General features: G+C 67.1%; 18 protein-coding genes. 5 read left to right on the top strand and 13 right to left on the bottom strand.

Going from position 1 to position 19,790, the window contains the following annotated elements; all coding sequences use genetic code 11:
- Window positions 1–109: 109 nt before the first annotated feature.
- The 3 genes from AC5QAH_RS04535 to AC5QAH_RS04525 are packed head-to-tail and all read right to left on the bottom strand — an operon-like array spanning window position 110 to window position 5,600.
- On the bottom strand, window positions 110–3,187 hold the full coding sequence (locus tag AC5QAH_RS04535; RefSeq protein WP_495232124.1) for an efflux RND transporter permease subunit: 3,078 nt from the start codon (window positions 3,185–3,187) through the stop codon (window positions 110–112).
- Window positions 3,184–4,356 carry an efflux RND transporter periplasmic adaptor subunit gene (locus tag AC5QAH_RS04530; RefSeq protein WP_049481005.1) on the bottom strand — a complete coding sequence of 391 codons (1,173 nt, stop codon included), beginning with the start codon at window positions 4,354–4,356 and terminating at the stop codon, window positions 3,184–3,186. The genes AC5QAH_RS04535 and AC5QAH_RS04530 overlap by 4 nt, the downstream gene beginning before the upstream one ends.
- Window positions 4,353–5,600 (bottom strand): TolC family protein, encoded by a 1,248-nt coding sequence (locus AC5QAH_RS04525; RefSeq protein WP_495232123.1) that lies wholly within the window; start codon window positions 5,598–5,600, stop codon window positions 4,353–4,355. Before AC5QAH_RS04525 ends, AC5QAH_RS04530 begins: the two co-directional genes overlap by 4 nt.
- Window positions 5,601–5,662: 62 nt before the next feature.
- Here AC5QAH_RS04525 and AC5QAH_RS04520 point away from each other — a divergent pair, with 62 nt between their 5' ends.
- Together AC5QAH_RS04520 and AC5QAH_RS04515 are read left to right on the top strand one after the other, a co-directional pair.
- Entirely contained in the window at window positions 5,663–6,337 is a 675-nt protein-coding gene (locus AC5QAH_RS04520; RefSeq protein WP_019659837.1) for a response regulator, read from the top strand.
- The gene (locus AC5QAH_RS04515; RefSeq protein ID WP_495232122.1) at window positions 6,330–7,715 is read left to right on the top strand and encodes a sensor histidine kinase; all 1,386 of its coding nucleotides are present in this window, start codon (window positions 6,330–6,332) and stop codon (window positions 7,713–7,715) included. The genes AC5QAH_RS04520 and AC5QAH_RS04515 overlap by 8 nt, the downstream gene beginning before the upstream one ends.
- A gap of 112 nt (window positions 7,716–7,827) precedes the next feature.
- Here the strand turns inward: AC5QAH_RS04515 and AC5QAH_RS04510 are convergent, their stop codons facing one another.
- The 3 genes from AC5QAH_RS04510 to AC5QAH_RS04500 all read right to left on the bottom strand — a co-directional run bounded on the left by AC5QAH_RS04510 (window position 7,828) and on the right by AC5QAH_RS04500 (window position 11,021).
- A complete protein-coding gene (locus AC5QAH_RS04510; RefSeq protein WP_495232121.1) occupies window positions 7,828–10,179 on the bottom strand; it encodes a GH92 family glycosyl hydrolase in 2,352 nt (783 codons plus the stop codon).
- A gap of 96 nt (window positions 10,180–10,275) precedes the next feature.
- On the bottom strand, window positions 10,276–10,599 hold the full coding sequence (locus AC5QAH_RS04505; RefSeq protein ID WP_049455131.1) for a thioredoxin family protein: 324 nt from the start codon (window positions 10,597–10,599) through the stop codon (window positions 10,276–10,278).
- A gap of 5 nt (window positions 10,600–10,604) precedes the next feature.
- Entirely contained in the window at window positions 10,605–11,021 is a 417-nt protein-coding gene (locus AC5QAH_RS04500) for a baeRF12 domain-containing protein (RefSeq protein WP_019337746.1), read from the bottom strand.
- Between the two features lie 162 nt (window positions 11,022–11,183).
- Here AC5QAH_RS04500 and AC5QAH_RS04495 point away from each other — a divergent pair, with 162 nt between their 5' ends.
- From AC5QAH_RS04495 to proP, 3 genes are all read left to right on the top strand, one after another.
- Complete coding sequence (locus AC5QAH_RS04495; RefSeq protein ID WP_019337747.1) at window positions 11,184–11,411, top strand: hypothetical protein; 228 nt, start codon at window positions 11,184–11,186, stop codon at window positions 11,409–11,411.
- Window positions 11,412–11,496: 85 nt separating this feature from the next.
- Window positions 11,497–11,625, top strand: a complete 129-nt coding sequence (locus tag AC5QAH_RS04490) for a hypothetical protein (protein ID WP_256202341.1) — start codon at window positions 11,497–11,499, stop codon at window positions 11,623–11,625.
- Between the two features lie 261 nt (window positions 11,626–11,886).
- Window positions 11,887–13,374: a glycine betaine/L-proline transporter ProP gene (proP, locus tag AC5QAH_RS04485; RefSeq protein ID WP_019337748.1), complete on the top strand. Its 1,488-nt coding sequence runs from the start codon at window positions 11,887–11,889 to the stop codon at window positions 13,372–13,374.
- A 99-nt stretch (window positions 13,375–13,473) separates the two neighbouring features.
- Here proP and AC5QAH_RS04480 read toward each other — a convergent pair whose 3' ends face one another.
- From AC5QAH_RS04480 to AC5QAH_RS04450, 7 genes are all read right to left on the bottom strand, one after another.
- A complete protein-coding gene (locus tag AC5QAH_RS04480; protein ID WP_010485380.1) occupies window positions 13,474–14,103 on the bottom strand; it encodes an ATPase in 630 nt (209 codons plus the stop codon).
- 3 nt (window positions 14,104–14,106) lie between these two features.
- Entirely contained in the window at window positions 14,107–14,448 is a 342-nt protein-coding gene (locus tag AC5QAH_RS04475) for a type II toxin-antitoxin system prevent-host-death family antitoxin (protein ID WP_010485378.1), read from the bottom strand.
- Between the two features lie 70 nt (window positions 14,449–14,518).
- A complete protein-coding gene (locus AC5QAH_RS04470) occupies window positions 14,519–16,114 on the bottom strand; it encodes a PAS domain-containing HWE histidine kinase family protein (RefSeq protein WP_191849460.1) in 1,596 nt (531 codons plus the stop codon).
- 9 nt (window positions 16,115–16,123) lie between these two features.
- Window positions 16,124–16,528 (bottom strand): response regulator, encoded by a 405-nt coding sequence (locus AC5QAH_RS04465; protein ID WP_019337750.1) that lies wholly within the window; start codon window positions 16,526–16,528, stop codon window positions 16,124–16,126.
- Between the two features lie 136 nt (window positions 16,529–16,664).
- Window positions 16,665–18,119, bottom strand: coding sequence for a surface lipoprotein assembly modifier (locus AC5QAH_RS04460; RefSeq protein WP_224328206.1), 1,455 nt, complete (start codon window positions 18,117–18,119; stop codon window positions 16,665–16,667).
- 90 nt (window positions 18,120–18,209) lie between these two features.
- Window positions 18,210–18,974, bottom strand: coding sequence for a Slam-dependent surface lipoprotein (locus AC5QAH_RS04455; protein ID WP_019659846.1), 765 nt, complete (start codon window positions 18,972–18,974; stop codon window positions 18,210–18,212).
- A 59-nt stretch (window positions 18,975–19,033) separates the two neighbouring features.
- Window positions 19,034–19,789, bottom strand: a complete 756-nt coding sequence (locus AC5QAH_RS04450; RefSeq protein ID WP_053092027.1) for a Slam-dependent surface lipoprotein — start codon at window positions 19,787–19,789, stop codon at window positions 19,034–19,036.
- Window position 19,790 lies beyond the last annotated feature (1 nt).

Raw genomic sequence — 19,790 nt, 5'->3', positions numbered from 1 at the left:
GGTGGCATCCACGCATGGCGCGACGCCCTTGTAGAGCCGAGCCCATGCTCGGCTGCTCTTCGCGCAAAGGCCAGAAGCAGCCGAGCATGGGCTCGGCTCTACAGGTAGGTCAGGCGATGCGCGCCTCGCGGCGGCGGTGCACCCAGTAGTACAGCGTAGGCAGCACCAGCAGGGTCAGCAGCATCGCCGACAGCAGGCCGCCAATCACCACGACCGCCAGCGGTTTCTGGGTCTCGGCACCAATCGCATGCGAGGTCGCCATCGGCAGCAGGCCGAACATCGCCAACAGTGCGGTCATCAGTACGGTGCGCAGGCGCTGCAGCGAGCCCTGCACGACCGACTGAAGCAGGTCCATGCCCTGCTCTCGCAGCTGCGCGAAGCGACTGAGCATCACTACCCCGTTCAGTACCGCCTGCCCGAACAATGCAATGAAGCCGATCGCCGCCGACACCGACAGTGGAATGCCGGTCAACCACAGGGCGAGGATGCCGCCGATCATCGCCAGTGGCACGTTGGCCAGGATCAGCGCGGCGCTGCTGACGTCCTTGAAGGCATCGAACAGCAGTACGAAGATGATCAGCACCGACAGCGGGATCACCCAGCCCAGACGCTTCATCGCACGTTGCTGGTTCTCGAACTCGCCGGACCACTCCAGCCGGTAGCCTTCCGGCAGCTGCACGCTGGCCTCCACGCGCTTGCGCATGTCGGCCACCACGCTGCCCATGTCACGCCCGGCGATGAAGATGCTCACCGCCTTTACCCGCTGTGCGTTCTCGCGCGAGATGTTGATCGCGCCGCTGGCCATGCGGAAGTCGGCCACGTCGGCCAGCGTCACGGTGTGGCCATCGCCGATGCCCACCGGCACCGTGCGCAGCCGCTGCAGGTCGCGGTCGGCGTCGTCCAGGCGCAGCGTGATCGGGAACCTGCGGTCGCCCTCCCACAGTTCACCGACCTGGCGCCCGCCCAGTGCGGTCTCGATCACCTCGTCGATGTCGCGCACATTGAGGCCATAGCGCGCGGCACGGTCGCGGTCGATCTCGATCTGCAGCTGCGGCAACGACCCGTCACGGTCAATGAAGGCGCTCTCCACGCCCTCCACACCACGCACCTGACCCAGGATCGCCTGCGCCTGCTGATTCAGCACGTCCAGGTCCGAGCCGCTGACCTTGATCACCACCTGGCCTTTGATCTGCGAGATGCTCTCCAGGATATTGTCGCGCACCGGCTGCGAGATCGAGAACTCAGGCCCCGGGATGCGCTGCTCCAGCGTGCGCTGCAGGTCGCTCACCAGTTGCCGCTTGTCCACGCCCTTCGGCCACTCCTTCTCCGGCCTCAACGCCACCAGCGCCTCGATCTGGTTGGCGCCCTTGGCGTCGGAGCCGTCTTCCGGGCGGCCAAGCTTGGCCACCACCGTCGACACCTGCGGGAAGGTGCCGACCAGCTCACGGATGCGCCGCGACTGCTGCTGCGCTTCGACCAGGCTGGTGCTCGGGTCGAGCGTGGCGGTCAGCCAGATCGAGCCTTCGTCCAGCTCGGGCAGGAACTCCGAACCCAACCGGGTGCCTAGTGCGAGCGTGCCGACCAGCAGCGCAACCGCGGTCAGTACCACCGCACGCGGGCGGGCCAATGCACGCTCCAGGATCGGCCGATACCAGCCGGTCAGGCGGTCCATCAGCGGATTGCCGTCGCGCATGCGGTCCCGTCGCAGCCACCAGTAGCAGAACAGCGGCACCACGGTCAGCGCCAGGATCAACGCACCGATCAGGGCCGAGGTCACCGAGTACGCCATCGGTGCGAACATGCGGCCTTCCTGGCGCTGCAGGGTGAAGATCGGGATGTGCGCGGCGATGATGATCAGCATCGAGAAGAACGTCGGCCGCCCCACTTCCGATGCGGCCGAGAGAATGGTCGAGAACCGTGTCTTCCGGTCGGCCGCAGGTGGGAGCTTCGACAGTCGCGAGACGATGTGTTCGGTGACGATCACCGCGCCATCGATGATGATGCCGAAATCCATCGCACCCAGCGACAACAGGTTCGCTGGCACGCCCCACAGATGCAGGCCGAGGAAGGTCGACAGCAGGGCCAGCGGCATCATGGCCGCCACGATCAGCGCGGCCCGGGCGTTGTACAGGAACAGCCACAGCACCAGGAACACCAGCACTGCGCCTTCCAGCAGGTTGCGGAAGACGGTTTTCAGCGTGGTCGAGACCAGCCACGAGCGGTCGTAGAACGGCTCGATGCTGACGCCGGCCGGCAACTGGTTGGCCTCGATCTCGGCGATGCGCGCATGCAGGGCGTCGAGCACGTCGGACGGGTTCTCGCCCTTGCGCATCAGCACCATGCCGAACACCGCATCGTCGTTGTCGTCCTGACCGACCAGGCCCTGGCGCGGCAGGCCGGTGTCGGCGATGCCGGCCAGGTCGCGCACGAGGATAGGCGTGCCCCCGCGCTGCGCAACCACCACGCTGCCAATGTCGGCCGGCGAGCGCATCAGGCCGACGCCACGGATCAGGAACTGCTGCTGTCCGCGTTCCACGTAGCCGCCGCCCGCATTCGAGCTGCCCTTCTCCAGCGCCTCGGCGAACTCACCGAGGCTGATGCCGCGGTCCCGCAGCTTGTCCAGGTCCGGCTTGACCTGGAAGGTACGCGCGAAGCCACCGAAGCTGATCACATCGGCCACGCCCAGCACGGTGCGCAGGCTGCGTTCCATTGTCCATTCCTGCACGGTGCGCAGCTGGGTCGGCGTCATGTGCGGGCCTTTCAGCACATAACGGTAGATCTCACCTACCGCCGAGCTCATCGCCTCCAGTTCCGGCGTTACCCCTTCCGGCAGTTCCACGCCCTGCAGGCGCTCCAGCACCTGCTGGCGCGCGAAGTAGTCATCGGCCTTGTCGTCGAAGGTCAGGATGATCATCGACAGGCCGAACTGCGTATGCGAGAACACCCGCACCGAATGCGGGATGCCGGACAGCGCCACTTCCAGTGGCATCGTCACCTCGCGCTCGACCTCTTCGGCGGCACGGCCCGGGTGCAGCGACACCACTGTCACCTGGGTGTCGGATACATCCGGGAAGGCTTCCACCGGCAGTACGCGGAACGCGGCAATGCCAGCACCCATGAACAGCAGCAGTGCCAGCATGACCATCAATGGCTGGCGCAGGCAGTAGGCAATCAGGCGATCGATCATGGAGCGGCGTGCCCCGTGCCGGTGCTGGCGGCGGCCGGTGCGCTGTCCGCCAGCTGCTGCAGCAGCAGGCCGCCTTCTACCACCACCCTGGCGCCTGCGGCCAGGCCCTCACGCACCCACAGCCGGCCATCGCCCAGCTCCTCGGCATGCACCGCGTGACGCACGAAGCGGCCCTTGCCCTCCTCCACGAACACCACCTGCTTGCCGTCGATCAACAACACGGCCGCATCGGGCAGCGAGACACCGCCCTCGGCCGGCAACGCCACCTGGGCGCGCACGTACTGCCCCGCCTTGAAACCGCGTGCGCGGTTGTCCAGCTCGGCGCGCGCCTGCACCACGCGGCGTTCGCTGTCGACGAAGTCATCCACGTGCTGCAGGGTCGCCTGCAGCGGCTGTCCATCGGCCCCGGGCACGCTCACCTGCATGCCCGCCTTCAAGCGTCCGGCCAGGCTCTCGGGAACATCCAGCAGCAGCCACAAGCGGTCAGGATCGCCAATCACCGCCAACGGTTGTTCGCTGTCGGGGCTGACCGCCACGCCCGGGCTCATCCGCCGCTCCACCAGCACGCCATCGATCGGCGCGCGCAACGGCAGGCGCTGGTCGACGTGCTGGCCATTGCCATAGGACTTGGCGAAGGCGGTCGCACGCGCGTGATCGGCCTGGCTGCCGGCGAAATTGGCCTCGGCCTCGTCCAGTTCGCGGCCCGACGCCACACCTGCTGCATGCAACTCGCGGGTGCGCTCCAGCTCCTTGCGCGCCTGCTGCAGCTGGGCACGGCCGCGCACGCCCTCCGCCTGGGCCTGGCCGAATTCGGGCGAAGTGATCCAGGCGATCACCTGGCCCGCCTTCACTTTCTGCCCCGGCTGTGCCTCGATGCGCGCCACCTGCCCCGCCAACGGCGTACGCAGCGCGCTGGAGCGCGTCTCGTCCCAGACCACCCGGCCCGGCAGCTGCAGGCTGGCGCTGGCGCCGGCGGTGACCGCCTCGCTGCGTAGCACGTCCAGCTGGCGGCTACCGGCAGGAAACTGGATCTGGCCAGCACTGACCTTCGGCGCGTCCTCGGTATACGACGCCGGTTCGCGGCCGCAGCCGCCCAGCAGGGCCAGCGCCAGCAAGGCCGGCAGCACGGCCCGTCGCGCCTGCGGTCGATAAGCGACGGTGGACTTCATCGGGACTCTCCTTCAGCAACGGATGTGGCCGCTTCCCAGCGCGCCAGGGCAATGGCATGGTCGGCACGCGCTTCAATCAATGCGGCCTCGAACTCGCGCCAGCTGCGGCGCGCATCCAGCAGATCGGTCAGGCTGGCGGCGCCGCGGCGGTAGGCCAGCTCGATGCCCTGCACCGCCCTGCGTGCGGCGTCGGACTGCAGTCCTTCGTAGTCGCTCCGGCGCTGCGCGGCGGACTGCGCGCTGGCCTGCAACTGGTCCAGTTCGGCACGCGCTTCGCGCTGCAGCACCTGCAGCTCCAGCGCGGCACTGTCACGGTCGGCCTCGGCACGCTGGATCGCGCCGCGTGCACGTGACGGGCCGCCGAGCGGTATGGTCAATGACACACCCCACGTGACGCCGCTGATGTCAGCCGGCTCGCGCTCGGCCTCCACGCCCAACTGGATGTCGCGGTGGCGCTCACTGCGCGCCAGTGCCACACCGGCGTCGGCCGCGGCCAGGCGCGAACGTGCCGCGCGCAGATCGGCACGCTGCTGCGGATCGAACGCACGCACGCTGGCCACGCTGCTGGCCTCCGGCCAAGGATCATCGGCGCTGAGGTCATGGCTGTCGTCGCGGCCGAGCAGCAGCCCCAACGCATGCCGCGCATCGCGCAGATCCAGCGACGCCTCGCGCGCCGCGTCGGCCACCGCCAGGTCGTCCACTGCCAGCCGCGCGCGGTCGACCGGCGCCATCGCCCCGGTGGCAACCTGCTTGTCCGCCGCTGCCATCTGTTCGGCCGAACTCTGGCGGTTGGCATCGGCAATCTGCGCCCGCTCCTGGGCGCCCTTCAGAGCGAAATAGGTTTCATGCAGAGCCACCTGCTGGCGGCGCCGCGCATCGAGCATCTCCAGCCCGGCCACTTCCAGCAGCGCATCGGCCTGGCGGATACGCAACGCACGCTTGCCACCGCGCTCCCAGGTCCAGCCCAGGCCCACGGTGCTGTCCACCCGCTTGTCCTGCCAGCGTCCGGAGCCGATGCCATGCTTGGGGCTGATCTTGCTGGTGCCGATCGACAACTCGGTGGCCGGGCGCAACGCCGCCGTCTGCACATCGCCCTGCACGCCGCGCAGCGCCAGTGCCGCCGCACGCAGGTCCGGGTTGTGTGCTTCCATGGCGCGCTGCGCTTCCTGCAGGGACAGCGCCGAAGCGGTGGGCGCGCACAGAAGAGTGGCCAGCACGGCCGCAAAATGAGGGGAGAAATTCATGCGCGTCACGGTAAGGTGATGCACTTGCGCCAAACTTGCCCCAACCTTGCACGAAGCTTGCAATGCGAATCCTGCTGATCGAAGACGACGCCGCGCTGGCCGATGGACTGATCCGCGCCCTGCAGGGTGCCGGCCATCTGTGCGACCACCTCTCGCGTGGGCTGCACGCGCCGGCGGCACTGGCCAGCGCACCGTATGACGTGATGGTGCTGGACCTTTCATTGCCTGACGTCGATGGCCTGGACCTGCTCTCACGCCTGCGCAACGACGGCGTCACCCTGCCGGTGCTGATCCTGACCGCACGCGATGGTGTGGAGGACCGCATCCTCGGCCTCGACCGCGGTGGCGACGACTACCTGGCCAAGCCCTTCGCCCTGGGAGAACTGGAAGCGCGCCTGCGTGCGCTGTCGCGCCGCCGCAGCGATGCACCGGCGCAGAAGCGGCTGGGCCGGCTGTGCTTCGACAGCGTCCGCAATGAAGTGCAGGTGGACGGTCAGCGCATCGAGCTGACCGCGCGCGAGCTGTCGCTGGTCGAGGCACTGATGCAGCATCCCGGCCGCACGGTTACCAAGCAGCGCCTGTTCGACGCGCTGTACAGCTGGGACCACGAGGCCAACCTGTCGGTGATCGAAGTGCATGTCAGCCGCCTGCGCCGCAAACTGGAACAGACCCACGCCGGCGTCGGCATCCGCATGCTGCGTGGGCTTGGATACCGGTTGGAGGCCGTGGGTGACTGAGCGCGTGCACAGCCTGCGTGGCCTGCTGCTGAGACGCCTGTGGCTGCCACTGCTGGTACTGCTGTTGTGCAGCGCAGTGGGTTCATTCGCCTTGGCGCGCTTCTACGCCGGCCAGGTCTACGACCGCTGGCTGCTGGATTCGGCGATGTCGTTGTCCGAGCTGGTGGCGGTGCAGGACGGCCGCGCGTCCATCGAGATCACCCCGGCGGTGTCGCGCATGTTCACCTGGGACACCGCCGACGAAGTGCATGGCGAGGTGGTCGACGCCGCGGGTGGGCGCCTGTATGGCGACCTGCCCGAGGCATTGCCACGCCCGTCGATGTCCGCCGGCAGCGACGACCCGGTCTACTATGATGCGCGGCTGCGTGGGCAGGCCGTGCGCATGGTCGAAGTGGTGGTCAGCGCCGGGCCGGGTCATGACATCCGGCTGCGCGTGGCCGAGACACTGCGCAAGCGGCACCGGCTGGAGCGCAAGCTGCTGCTGACCAGCGTTCCGTTCCAGGCTGCGATCCTGGCACTGGCGGCATGGCTGGCCTGGTCCGGTACAGGCGCTGCCGCACGCCATGCCAACCTGGTCGCGCGGAAGCTGGCCAGCCCGCGGCCGGATCCATTGGCGCCGCTGGATCCGGCGCAGGAAGCTCCGCGCGAACTGTGGCCGGCGGTGGAGGCCTACAACGCGCTGCTGCAGCGCCTGGACGCGATGCAGGATGCACAGCGGCGCTTCGTCAGCAATGCCGCGCACCAGCTGCGCACGCCGCTGGCAGCGATGCAGGTGGAGCTTGAGAGTTCATTGCGCCAGCACGATCCGCAGGCCCAGCAACTGGCGCTGTCCGGCACGCTGGCCGGGCTGGCGCGGCTGCAGCACCTGGTCAACCAGCTGCTGATGCTCAGCCGATCGGAAGATCCACATGGCAGTGCACTGCCGCTGCAGCCGTTGGATCTGGCCGCGCTGGCGCGCGGCGTGGTCGAGCGTTACGCCGATCGCGCGTTGGCTGCGGGCGTGGACCTGGGTTACGACGGACCCGACGACGGGGTGCCGGTGCAGGGTGATCCGCAGCTGCTGCGCGAGGCGCTGGGCAATCTGCTGGACAACGCGCTGCACTATGGCAGCCCGCGCGGCGTGATCACCCTTGGGCTGCAGGGCGATGCGCAGGGCGTGCAGGTGTGGGTGGACGATGACGGCCCCGGCATCGCCGAGGCCGAGCGCAGCCGTGTCACGGAACGTTTTTACCGCGCCAGCAGCGAAGGCGATGGGTGTGGATTGGGGCTGGCGATCGTGGCCGAGATCGCGCAACGGCACGGCGCAGCCCTGGTGATTGGTACCGCACCGATCGGTGGCGCGCGTGTGGGCTTGTGGTTCACCTGGCCGCCCCTGTAGAGCCGAGCCCATGCTCGGCTGCCCTTGGCGCGATACCGGGGTAGACGCCAACCTTGGTTGGCGATGTTGATGTTCCGCGTGCCAACCAAGGTTGGCAGCTACCGGGATCGCATCACCGGCTCATCGAGTACGGTGCCTGTGCGCCCTGCACCGGCCAATCCTTGTTCGGCTCGGCCTGCATGCTGAAACGCAGTTCGCCACCGGCGAGGATCTCGTCATGGCGCAGGAAGGTGCGCTGCAGCGGCTTGCCGTTGAGGCTCACACTGCCCACATAGGTGTGCGCGTCGTCCAACCCATCGGCCACGATGGTGAAGGTCTTGCCGTTGGGCAGGCGCATGGCGGTCTTCGGCAGGAACGGGCGGCCCAGGATGTATTCGCCCGAACCCGGCGCCACCGGGTAGAAGCCCAGCGCGGTGAACACGTACCACGCAGACATCTGGCCCACGTCGTCATTGCCGGCCAGGCCATCGGGGCGATCGGCGTACTGGGTGTCCATGATCTGCTTCAGGCGCGCCTGGGTGCGCCACGGCTGGCCGGCATACGAATACAGGTAGGCCACGTGGTGGCTGGGCTCGTTGCCATGTGCGTACCAGCCGATCAACCCGGTAATGTCTTCCATGTGCTCGAAGATGGACGGATCGACCTTGGCGTTGAACACCTCATCCAGGCGCGCCAGCAGCTTGTCACTGCCGCCATGCGCTGCAGCCAGTCCGGCCACGTCCTGCGGCACATACCACGAATACTGCCAGGCGTTGCCTTCGGTGTAGTCGGTGCCATAGCCACTGGCGCTCGGGTCAAACGGTGTACGGAAGCTGCCATCGCGCTTGCGCGCACGCATGAAGCCGGTGTCCTTGTCGAAGGCATTGCGCCAGTTGCCGGCACGCGTGTCGAAAGTCGCCGCCACATCGGTCTTGCCCATCGCCTGCGCCATGCGCGCGATGGTCCAGTCGTCGAAGGCGTACTCCAGCGTCTTGCTGGCGGCCTCGCCTTCTTCGTCGATCGGCACATAGCCGAGTTCGCGGTATTGCGCGATGCCGTCATACGGGCCGTAGTTGGCAGTCTCGACCATCGCCTTCAGTGCCTTGTCGGCGTCGAACCCACGAATGCCCTTCACGTAGGCATCGGCAATCACCGGCACCGCGTGGTACCCGATCATGCACCAGTCTTCCAGGCCATGGAACGACCACACCGGCAGCATGCCGTAGGGGCTGTGCTCGTGGTGGGCCAGCATCGAATTGACGAAGTCGCTGTTGCGCTTCTCCGGCTGCACCAGCGTCAGCAACGGGTGCAGCGCCCGGTATGTGTCCCACAGCGAGAACGTGGAATAGTTCGTGTAGCCCTCGGCCTTGTGTAGGGCATTGTCCGGCCCGCGGTACTGGCCATCGGCATCCATGAACAGCGTCGGCCCCAGCAGGGTGTGGTACAGCGCGGTATAGGCACTGCGGCGGGCGTGCTCGGGCGCATCGATATCGAGCACCGACAGCGCCTGCGTCCATTCCTGTTTCGCCTGCGCACGCACGCGATCGAAATCAAAGTCGGCCACTTCCGCGTCGAGGTTGGCAATGGCGCCGACTTCGCTGACCGGCGAGATCGCGACCTTGACCACCAGCGGTGCATCCAGCTTGCCGAATGCGAAGGTACCGACCAGCTGGCGGCCTTCGACCTGTGCGCGCTGCGCTGGATCCTTCTCGCCCGGCGGCGGGAAGCCCTTGTAGACGATGTCCTGCTCGGTGTTGTGCAGCTCATGCCCGGAAAGCGGCCGCGAGAAACGCATCGCGAAGTACAGCTGGCGACCTGGCCCCCAGCCGCGCGTCTCCCGGAAGCCGGTCACGGTACCATCGGCGCGCACCCGCACCCGCGACCACAGTACCTTGCCCGGGTAGTCGTACATGCTGGTGCGCATGTCCAGCAGCACCTTGGCGTCGGCGCCCTTGGGGAAGGCGTAGCGATGCACGCCCACGCGCGCACTGGTGGTCAGCTCGGCGCGCACCTTGTAGTCGTCCAGGGTGACGGCGTAGTAGCCCGGCTCGGCCTTCTCATCATCATGGCGGAAGCGAGAGGCATAGCCGCTGCCCGGCTTCTCAGGATCGCCACGCTCCAGGCCGGGACTGCCGGTGAACGGCATCAGCAGGATGTCGCCCAGATCGGAATGGCCAGTGCCGGAAAAATGCGTGTGCGAGAAGCCGACGATGCTGCTGTCGTCGTAGCGGTAGCCGGCTGCCCAGCCATAGGCCTTTTCGCGTGGCTGGATGCGTGTGTCCGGGCTGAGCTGGACCATGCCGAACGGCACCGTGGCACCCGGGTAAGTGTGGCCTTCACCACCCGTACCAATGAACGGGTCGACCGAGGCATAGGCCTTGTCGGCGGCGGTTCTGGCAGGCGCGGCCGACGCCAGGCCGGAAGCGAACATCGCCGTGGCGGCGACAGCGATCAGGAGACGACGGTCCAGCGTGGGCATCGGCATTTGGATCGATTCAGGTGATAGCGGGATCCTAGCACCGGGCCTGTCACGCCGCATGCTGCAGTGCGACTGCCCGGTGTCCCGCACCGGGTTTACTCTTCAACCGGGAAGTGCGCTCTGCAACGACATGAGATCCGCGCTGTCCAACGGCCTTACCACCCGCGCGATCTCCTCTCCATCGCGCAGCAGCACCACCGTCGGCCACAGCTTCACCTTGAACGCTCGCCCCAATGGCCTTCCCTTGCCATCCTCGATCTTCCAATGCGGCAGATCGTTCGCTTCGACAAAGGCCTGCAACGCGGGCTGCGCGGCCTGGCAATGACCACACCAGGGCGCACCGAACTCCAGCACCTGCCAGCCAGGCTGCGCCGCCACCTCCGCAGCGGTGGGCCCGTTCGCAAGGTGATCACGCATGAACGGCATGAGCGCTACGCCGCCAGTGCCTTCTGGATGTCTTCCAGCGGCGCGTTGGTCAGATCCTTGGCAATATCCCCGAGCAATCGCGCCTGGACCTCTTTATGCAGCAGCGGACGAATGCGACCCAGCGTGGTCGGGTCGGCGATCAATACCAGGTGCGCATAGCGGTTCTTCAAGGCATCTTCGTTGAGCTGTTCGGCCACCTGCTTGGCGAACGTGGCCTCATTGAGCTGCGAGACCGACATGTCCTTCGGCACGGCACCCGCAGGCCCCTGCCCGGATACACCCTGCTCGCTGATGTCCTGCAGGCGCAGTTCGCCTTCCTGCTTCAGGGTCAACTGGTGGTTGCTGCCCACGTTGGTGAACACCCGCGCCGAACCACCGTCGGCTACCACGATCAGAGTTCCTTCGGGAATCGTCCGCGCCATTGCATCCTCCATCAATCCGAAAAGTGGGTGTGCGCTCCACCTTATGCACGCCGATGTCACCAGAGCGGGTACAGGATGTGATCCCGTCATCGCAATCTGCAATCAGCGCTAAATTTGTCCGCCTGCCTGCCGCTATGGCCTCCATCATCGCGAGGAACCTCTGTGTACGCTGGCTCACTGTTCCACGTCTGCTTTGCCACCAGCCTGGCCATTGCCGGCTGTGCCGGTTGCATTCACCAGTTCCTGCAGGGCCAACCGTTCTTCGCCCTGGCCATCATGCTCTCGGTGCTCACCATGATCGGCGCCGCACTGGTCACGCGGAAACTGGCACTGCCGGGCGCCTTGGCGATGGCCTGCACGGTGTTCGGTTTGGTGGCGAAGTCGGCCTGAGCCTTCTGAACAGGCGAGGTGGAACACAGCGTGCAGATCAGCCTGCTTCGCTGCATGCTCACGCCGATGCCGTTATGATGAACAGATGATCGACACGACCCACTACGTGACGGGCGCACCTGTTACGTGGGAAGCACTGCCGACCGGCGCTTCGCTTGCCACGAATGCTCCCGCCCTGCATTTCCATCGCCTCGCGCTGGATCCCGGCGGATGACGCCCGCAGGCGCTCTGCCTGCACCCCCTACGCTGATGTGATACCTGGCCGCTGACTGCGCGGCCGCTGTGATCCCGTTTTCGCGTCTCCGCCCCTGCGGCGGTGCTTTGCCGTGCGCGTGGCGTTGCGCCTGCACACATTCCCCGGCCCCCACGCCGCCTTCCGATGCCCCTGCGCCACTTGCGCCTGCATCGCCGTTTCCGATTTCCGGGACACACCACAGCACCCATTCCCCTATTCCATACCTACAAGGGAGCCCCTATGCAGGACACGCCCGATTCCCATGCCCACTTCGGCTGGTTCAAACGCCGCCGCCACCTGAAGGTCGATGAGATCACCGTCGTCGACAAGCCCATGCTCAAGCGCGCCGTGGGCGCCGCCGCACTTGGCAATGCCATGGAGTGGTTCGACTTCGGTGTCTACGGCTATCTGGCCGTCACCATCGGCCAGGTGTTCTTCCCGTCCAGCAACCCCACGGCACAGGTGATCGCCGCCTTCGCCACCTTCACCGTGGCATTCCTGGTGCGTCCACTCGGCGGCCTGGTGTTCGGCCCGCTCGGCGACCGTTATGGGCGCCAGAAAGTGCTGGCGTTCACCATGATCCTGATGGCGCTGGGCACGTTCTCGATCGGCTTGATTCCCTCCTACGAGCGCATCGGCATCTGGGCACCGGTGCTGTTGCTGCTGGCACGTGTGGTGCAGGGATTCTCCACCGGCGGCGAGTACGGCGGTGCGGCCACCTTCATCGCCGAGTATTCCACCGACCGCAACCGCGGCCTGATGGGCAGCTGGCTGGAGTTCGGCACGCTGGGCGGCTACATCGCCGGCGCCGGAACCGTGACCGCGCTGCACATGCTGTTGAGCAGCGGACAGATGCTGGACTGGGGCTGGCGCATTCCATTCCTGGTGGCCGGCCCGCTGGGCCTGCTCGGCCTGTACATGCGCATGAAACTGGAGGAAACGCCGGCCTTCCGCACCTTCGCCGAGGAAGCCGAGAAGCGCGAGCACGACCGGCCCGGGCTCGCCGCGCTGTTCCAGGTACATGGCCGCCAGTTGCTGGTCTGCATGGGCCTGGTGCTGGTATTCAACGTGACCGACTACATGCTGCTGACCTACATGCCCAGCTACCTCAGCGTCACCATGGGCTATGCCGAGAGCAAGGGCCTGCTGCTGATCATCATCGTGATGCTGGTGATGATGCCGCTGAACATCGTCGGCGGATTGTTCAGTGACAAGCTTGGCCGCCGCCCGATGATCATCGGTGCCTGCATCGCGCTGCTGGTGCTGGCCGTACCCTGCCTGCTGCTGATCGGCAGCGGCAACGACTGGCTGATCTTCCTCGGCCTGATGCTGCTGGGCCTGGCACTGGTGTGCTTCACCAGCTCGATGCCGTCCACGCTGCCGGCGCTGTTCTATACCCCGGTGCGCTACAGCGCACTGTCGATCGCCTTCAATGTGTCGGTGTCGCTGTTCGGTGGCACCACGCCACTGGTGACCGCATGGCTGGTGGAACGTACCGGCGATCCGCTGGTGCCGGCCTACTACCTGATGGGCGCGGCAGTGATCGGCCTGGTCACCATGCTGTTCGTGAAGGAGACCGCTGGCCTGCCGCTGCGCGGTTCACCGCCGGCGGTCGGCAGCGACAAGGAAGCCGCCGCACTGCTGAAGAGCGATGTGCCGGTGACGGTGGACCCGAGCCTGCCGCCACTGCCGGAGACTGCGGAGCCTGAGCAGGTAAAGCCCGCCTGAGGCTCGGCGAAGCCGGCGTTGTTGTACGGCCAAGCCCGCGCGCGGCTGCCTTTCGAGGGATCAGCCGAGCGTGGGCTCGGCTCTACAACGTACGCGCCCTCAATCGCGCGCAGCGTTCAACTCCATCGCACGCATCACGATGGGTTTGGCCCAGTCCGGCGTGTGCAGCAGCTCGGCCACCGAGACCGGGTACTGCAGCTGGCCGTGCGCCATCGCCAGCACCGGCAGCGGCTCGACGCAGCCGTCGGCGTCGGCGGGAGCGCTGTTGTCGTAGACATGCAGCTCGGCCAGGTGTGGCAGCAGTTCCAGCAGGTTCTCGCGTGCCGAATCGAAGCGGGCGTGGATCTTCTCCACCGGAATGTCATGGCCGCCGGCGGCCACCCGCGCTGCAACACGGGCAATGTGCAGGTCCACCGTGGCCAGGCCACAGAACCAGATCGCGACGTGATGGTGCTCGCAGGCCTCGCGCAGCAGGCGCGGAATGGTGTTGCCGCCCAGCGTGGTCTCGAAGGCGAAGTCCGTGCCATCAGCCATGGCCTGGCGCAGGCGGCGGGTGCCTTCCTGCCAGGCCTCGGCATTGGCGTCGGGCAGCGGCCAGCCCGCCTCTACCAGGCGGCGGGTGAACGAATCGGGGTTGAACCAGCCCAGCCCTTCGGCTTCCAGCCAGGTTCCCAGCAGCGAACTCTTGCCGGCGCCGTTGACGCCGGCCAGCACCAGGATCCGCCCCATCGGTCAGAGCGGACGGCCGAGGGTGACCTTGCGGCCGCGGCGGATCGGCTGGCCCAGCACCTTGCCCAGCCCCTCACCGCGCTGCAGGCCAGCCAGAGTCTGGTCGAATTCGCCGCGCAGGCGCAGCAGCTCTTCACTGCGCTCACCGGCATCGCTGCCGGCGGCCTTGGCCAGCAGCTCCTGGTAGGTGCGGATGTCCACGATCACCGCTTCGGGGTGGTTGTGGTTGGTGATGACCAGCGCCTGCTTCTCGCGCACGGTACGCATCAGGCTCGGCCAGCCCCGGGTCTTCACCGACGAGGCTGGGGCCTTCTCGAGGCCAGGCAGATCCAGCGGCAGGGTCATGGCACGGCTCCGGGCAGGGTGGATAATGGCCACTATACCCAATTTGGCCCAATTGGGGATAAATGGACCTTTACCTGCCGGAACCGTCCGCCGCCGCGTCCGGAGCATCGGTCTGCAGCAGGCTGTCACGCTCGCGCAGCGGGAAGCGGATCCAGGCATCCAGGCCTTGTGGGCCAAAGCGCAGCTCGCCGCTGCCGGCGAGCTCGTACGGCACGCGCTGCTCGATCAGCGCCCGGCCAAGGCCACGCTGCCGGGGCAGCTCCCAGTCCTCCACGGTGGCATGGCGTTCACACCAGTGCAGCCCCAACCACGGCTGCCCGTCCTGCACCTGCAGGTGCCAGGACACGTCGATCCGGCCGTCCTCATGGGTCAGCGCACCATGCCGCAGGGCGTTGGTCGCCAATTCGTGGATCGCCAAGGACAGCACTTCGGCCGCCTTCGGCGGCAGCAGCACGTCCTCGCCCTGCAGGCGGCAGGCGGCCGCTGCTGGCGTCTGCGCCGCGATCTCCTCATCGATCATGCCACGCAGGCAGACCCCGGCATTGGCGCCACGGGTCAGCAGGCTCTGCGTGCGTGCCAGCGACATCAGTCGCCCGCACAACCGTTCGGCGTATTCATCCACACTGCTGACCGACTCGCGGGTCCGCCAGGCAATGGCATGGATGGTCGACATGATGTTGCGCACCCGGTGCTGCAGCTCCGCCAGCAACACCGACTGGCGCTCGGCGGCACGCTTGAGATCGTCGATGTCCACGGCGATGGCGAACACCCCGCTGACCTCACCATCGCCATCGCGCAGGGGCGCGGCCGCGACCCGGGTCCAGCGCGCGCGGCCATCGTCGTGCAGGTACTGGAACTCCAGCCCCGGCACCACGGTCTCGCCGCGCATCGCACGGGCGATGGCGAAATCCTCCGGCCCGATGGCGCTACCGTCGGCATGCCAGCCACGCCAGCGATGCAGGTTGGCCTCATCGGTGGAAGGCACCTTGCCGCTGGGCAGGTAGGCACGCATCTGGTCGTTGGACAGCAGCATGCGACCCTGCAGATCGACGATGCACAGGCCGACCGGCAGCATCCTGAAGGCCAGCTCCAGGCGTCGCTCGCTCTCGCGCCGCCGTAGTTCCTCGCGCTCGCGCGCGGCCCGCGCCAGATGCGCGGCGGTGGTCTCGAACATGGTCACCAGCACGCCGTTGATGCGCCCTTCCTCACCACGGATCGGGCTGTAGGTGATGGTGAACCAGATGTCCTCCAGACGCCCCCGGCGGACCAGCGGATACAGCTTGTCCTCGAAGGTGAGCGTCTCGCCCTGCCAAACCCGGGTATAGAGCGGCCCGTTGATGTGCCAGACCTCGGGCCAGCACTCGCGGGTCGGCTGGCCGAGTCCACCGGGATGCTTGTCGGCCAGGATCTCGGCATAGCCATCGTTGTAGAGCTGCACCAGCTGCTCGCCCCACAGCACGATCATCGGGAAGCCATGGGCCAGCATCAGGTCGACGGTGGCGCGCAGGTGGGGCGGCCACTGCGCGCAGGCACCCAAGGGCGTGGATGACCAGTCATGGCGGGCGATACGCGCGGCCATGCCATCGTGGCGCGCATGCAGGCGCGGCGCAGGTGGCATCCCGCCACGCAGCGTGGCGGCGTGGATGCCTTCAGGACGGCGCGACATGCCGCGCAATCAGGCGATGCCCGCAGAGACCTGCGGCGCCGCCACCAGCCCGGCCAGCTGCTGTACCAGGGTTTCGATGTGATAAGGCTTGGTACAGCGCGGCGCGCTGGCGAAGCGGCTGGGCAGGTTGTCGTCGTAACCGGAGGTCAGCAGGAAGGGGGTACCCGCCTCGGCCAGCCGATCGGCCAGCGGATAGACCTGCTCACCGCCCAGGTTGATGTCCAGCAACGCCACATCGATGGGATGGGTATCGACCAGCTGCCCCAACGCCTGCAGGTCACCGGCAGGCCCCACCACCTGTGCGCCTTTCAGCTCCAGATAGTCGACCAGGAACATCGCGATGGCGAATTCATCCTCCGCCACCAGTACACGCAGCCCTTTCAGGCCCTCTGGTTTGTTACCCGCTTCCAGCACGACCGGCGCTCCTCGATACACGCGGCCCACCTCTGCCGCAACGCCCGCAGGATGCGCGAACCGGGCTACAAGAGCGCGTGATGATGGATGAAGGTCGCGGCCACGGCGCGTTCACCGCGGCATTGCAACGCCGCGTTCAGAAGGCCCGTTCCCACTTCAGGCTGAGCAGGCTGCGGTCGTGGCTGTACAGCCAGCCGACGTTGCTGTCGATGCGCGCGTAGCGCAGGCTCAGGCTGGGTACCAGCCCGGCCACGGCCAGGCGCTCGCTGCGCACGATGGCGATCAGGTTCTGTTCGTCGTCCTGCCTGCGCGCCTCCAGCAACGGACTCCAGGTGTCGTAGTCGCGCTGGCGGAGCGACACGAATACGGTGGCCGTGGTGCCACTCCACTGCCGCGCCGCGCCCAGCCGCAGGCCGCGCTGGCGGAAGCCGTTGGCCGCGTCGGCTGCGCTGCTGTCGGTGACATCCAGCCCGGCGAAGACCGTCCAGCGTGGATTGAGCGCGCGGAACCAGGTGGCGTACAGCGATGCCAGCTCGCCGTCGTAGTTGCTGGCAAGGCCCTGCTGGCGATAGCGCTGGCGCTTCCAGTCAGCCTCCAGCTTGAGCAGGCTGCGTGCATCCAGGGCGTACTGCCATTCCGCGTGCACGCCGCTGCCGCCCTGCAGCGCATGGTTGCCCAGGGCCTGGTAGTCATAGCTGGGGGCGAGCATCACGGTCTGCCGTGCACTACGCCAGCTGTAACCCGCCTGCACGTTGGCATTGAGCTCGTTGTACGCACTGTGCCCGCGCCATGCCTGGCCGAAGGCGAGACCGCGCACGTACAGCCCATGATGCCCGCCGAGCACCCAGCGCCGTTCCAGGCTGGCGTCGTAGTCGAGGCCCGCCGCGCGCTGGGCGTCCGGCAGTTTCCGTTCGATGATGCAGGCGTCGCCCACGCCGAACAGGCAGGTGCGACTGGCCGAACTGCGGTTGATGTTGTCACTCCATGCCGGGCCGGCGGACAGCGCGCCTTTCCAGCGCTGGCGCGCCTGCAGGGCACTCAGGTAACCGTCCACGCGCGCGCGGACGCCGGCCGTGGCCGGATCATCGGCATTGATGCCTGCAGCGATGGCTGTGAACAGCGCGGCCGCATCGCGATCGCGCTGGTCTTCCGCATAGACACGTGCCAGCTCGAGGCGGGCCGGCAGGAAATCCGGCTGCGCCGCCAGCAGCGCTTCGTACTCCATCGCCGCGCGACGATGGTCGCCTGCCACCCGCGCCAGCGCCCCCTGCGCATAGTGGCGCAGCAGGGGGTCATGCCCCGGCAGTTCGATGTACTCATCGAGGAACGCAGCGGCGGCCTGCCATTGCTGATGCTGCAGAGAGAGGTAAAGGGCCTGGCCAAGATCATCGACGGTGCGCTCCACGCGCAGCGTCTGGCCGTCGATGGTGATGGTCGGCCGCTCCGACTCGGCCTGCTGCAGGCGCTGCTGGTCCTGCTGCTGGTGGCGCAGTTCGGTGCCCTGTTCAAGCACACGACGAAGATCGTCCTGCTGGGCGCGCACCTCGGTGGCAGCCAACAGCAGTACGACAAGGAAAATGGAATGGCGCATGGTCGATCCGTGGTGGTGCATGCAGCGGGCCGAAGCAGGGACTGGCGGATCGCGGCTTGTCCCTGCCCTGCCCCGTCAGGGGCGTGGCGATCAGTTCTTGCTGCCGCCGAAGGCGGTGTCGTACTGGCTGTTGCCGCTGAAGGTGGCGATACCGGCCAGGGTGGCCGCGTTGGCGCCGAAGAACTGGCCCTGGGTGGTGCCGGCAACGCTGCCGTTGGCGGTGGCGGTGCCGGCGAACGAGGCGTTGGCGCTGTTGATGTTGGCGTTGACGTTGATCGACAGGCCGCCACCGCTCAGGCCACCGAGCAGGGTGCCATTGCCGAAGTTGGCGCGGAAGGTACCCGACAGCAGGTTGCTGCCATTGAACTTGTTCAGGCCTGCCACGCTGTAGGTGGCCACGCCGGCCGGCAGCGTGGTGCCGGCACGGTCACCGACGAAATAGACCTGGCGGTTGTTGAAGCCACCAGCGGCGCCATCCTTGGACCACTCACCGAACCACACATCGCCGCTGCCGACCTTGACGAAGTTGAAGTGGCCCATGCCGGAATGGCTGCCCGGGGTACCGGTGATCGGCATGGCCAGTGTGCGTACGGTGACACCATTGACGGTGGTCGGGGCCGAGTAGGCCGCCAGGCCCTGGAAATCGACCGGCTTGGCATTGGACACGGTGCCAACGCCGATACCGGCCTTGCCGGCCGAGTGCGGGCCGCCGTTGACTTCCGACGCACCCACCTTGACGTACAGCTGCGCATCGGTCGCCGGGCTGGCAGCGCCGACGATGTCGGCCGCCTGCGCAGTGCCGGCCAGGGCCAGTGCAGCGGCGACGGCCAACAGGGAACGGTTGATCATTTTCATGGTATTGCTCCTTGGGTTGAGGGAACTACGGGTACAACACAAAAAGGAACGGCGGCGGATCAGTTGCGCTGACCGCCGAAGGACGTATCGAACTGGCTGTTGCCGGCAAAGGTTGCGATGCCGGTCACCGCACTGGCACCGGCGCCGAAGAACTGGCCGCTGCTGGTACCGATGATCGAACCATTGGCGATGGCCGAACCGCTGAACGCACCGGTGGCGCGATCCAGCGTGCCACTCGCGGCGAGCCTGTATCCGGTCCCGACCAGGCCGGCGGTGACGGTGCCGGTATCGAAATTCGCCCGCAGTGCACCTTCCAGCACGCCGCTGCCATCAAAGCGGTTGATGCCAGCCAAGGTGTAGGTCACGATGCCTGCTGGCAGCGAAGTACCGGCACGGTCACCGACGAAGAACACCTGGCGGTGATTGAAGCCCGCCTGCGCGCCGCTGGATGACCATTCACCGAACCAGACATCTGCATTGCCCACCTGCACGAAGCTGAAGTGGCCCACGCCAGCGGTGGCGAACGGCAGGCCTGCGTCCGGGCCCAGCGTGCGGACCGTGGTTGCGCCACGCACCACCGTGGTGGCGTAGGGCACCAGGCTGGCCACGTCCACTCGCGCCGCGTTGGCATACGGCCCCAACGAAACGCCTGCGCGACCGGAACGGTGCGGACCGGCATTGAGTGTCGATTCGCCTGCGTTGATGTAATGGACGCCGTCCTTGGCCGGGCTCTGCCCGCCAGCGATGTCGGCAGCCATGACCGGCATGGAAGCCAGCAGGCCGATCGAAAGTACAAGGGTGCGGGGCTGTTTCACG

Source organism: Stenotrophomonas sp. YJH_SMC_43, assembly GCF_059372535.1.
The sequence above is the reverse complement of the archived record's forward strand: the minus strand, read 5'-3'. Positions and strand labels throughout refer to the sequence as shown.

What these genes read in the sequence shown, in the direction of transcription:
- AC5QAH_RS04535 (WP_495232124.1), bottom strand. Translation starts at nt 3,187, where the DNA reads ATGATCGATCGCCTGATTGCCTACTGCCTGCGCCAGCCATTGATGGTC.
- AC5QAH_RS04530 (WP_049481005.1), bottom strand. Translation starts at nt 4,356, where the DNA reads ATGAAGTCCACCGTCGCTTATCGACCGCAGGCGCGACGGGCCGTGCTG.
- AC5QAH_RS04525 (WP_495232123.1), bottom strand. Translation starts at nt 5,600, where the DNA reads ATGAATTTCTCCCCTCATTTTGCGGCCGTGCTGGCCACTCTTCTGTGC.
- AC5QAH_RS04520 (WP_019659837.1), top strand. Translation starts at nt 5,663, where the DNA reads ATGCGAATCCTGCTGATCGAAGACGACGCCGCGCTGGCCGATGGACTG.
- AC5QAH_RS04510 (WP_495232121.1), bottom strand. Translation starts at nt 10,179, where the DNA reads ATGCCGATGCCCACGCTGGACCGTCGTCTCCTGATCGCTGTCGCCGCC.
- AC5QAH_RS04505 (WP_049455131.1), bottom strand. Translation starts at nt 10,599, where the DNA reads ATGCCGTTCATGCGTGATCACCTTGCGAACGGGCCCACCGCTGCGGAG.
- AC5QAH_RS04500 (WP_019337746.1), bottom strand. Translation starts at nt 11,021, where the DNA reads ATGGCGCGGACGATTCCCGAAGGAACTCTGATCGTGGTAGCCGACGGT.
- AC5QAH_RS04490 (WP_256202341.1), top strand. Translation starts at nt 11,497, where the DNA reads ATGATCGACACGACCCACTACGTGACGGGCGCACCTGTTACGTGGGAA.
- proP (WP_019337748.1), top strand. Translation starts at nt 11,887, where the DNA reads ATGCAGGACACGCCCGATTCCCATGCCCACTTCGGCTGGTTCAAACGC.
- AC5QAH_RS04480 (WP_010485380.1), bottom strand. Translation starts at nt 14,103, where the DNA reads ATGGGGCGGATCCTGGTGCTGGCCGGCGTCAACGGCGCCGGCAAGAGT.
- AC5QAH_RS04475 (WP_010485378.1), bottom strand. Translation starts at nt 14,448, where the DNA reads ATGACCCTGCCGCTGGATCTGCCTGGCCTCGAGAAGGCCCCAGCCTCG.
- AC5QAH_RS04470 (WP_191849460.1), bottom strand. Translation starts at nt 16,114, where the DNA reads ATGTCGCGCCGTCCTGAAGGCATCCACGCCGCCACGCTGCGTGGCGGG.
- AC5QAH_RS04460 (WP_224328206.1), bottom strand. Translation starts at nt 18,119, where the DNA reads ATGCGCCATTCCATTTTCCTTGTCGTACTGCTGTTGGCTGCCACCGAG.
- AC5QAH_RS04455 (WP_019659846.1), bottom strand. Translation starts at nt 18,974, where the DNA reads ATGAAAATGATCAACCGTTCCCTGTTGGCCGTCGCCGCTGCACTGGCC.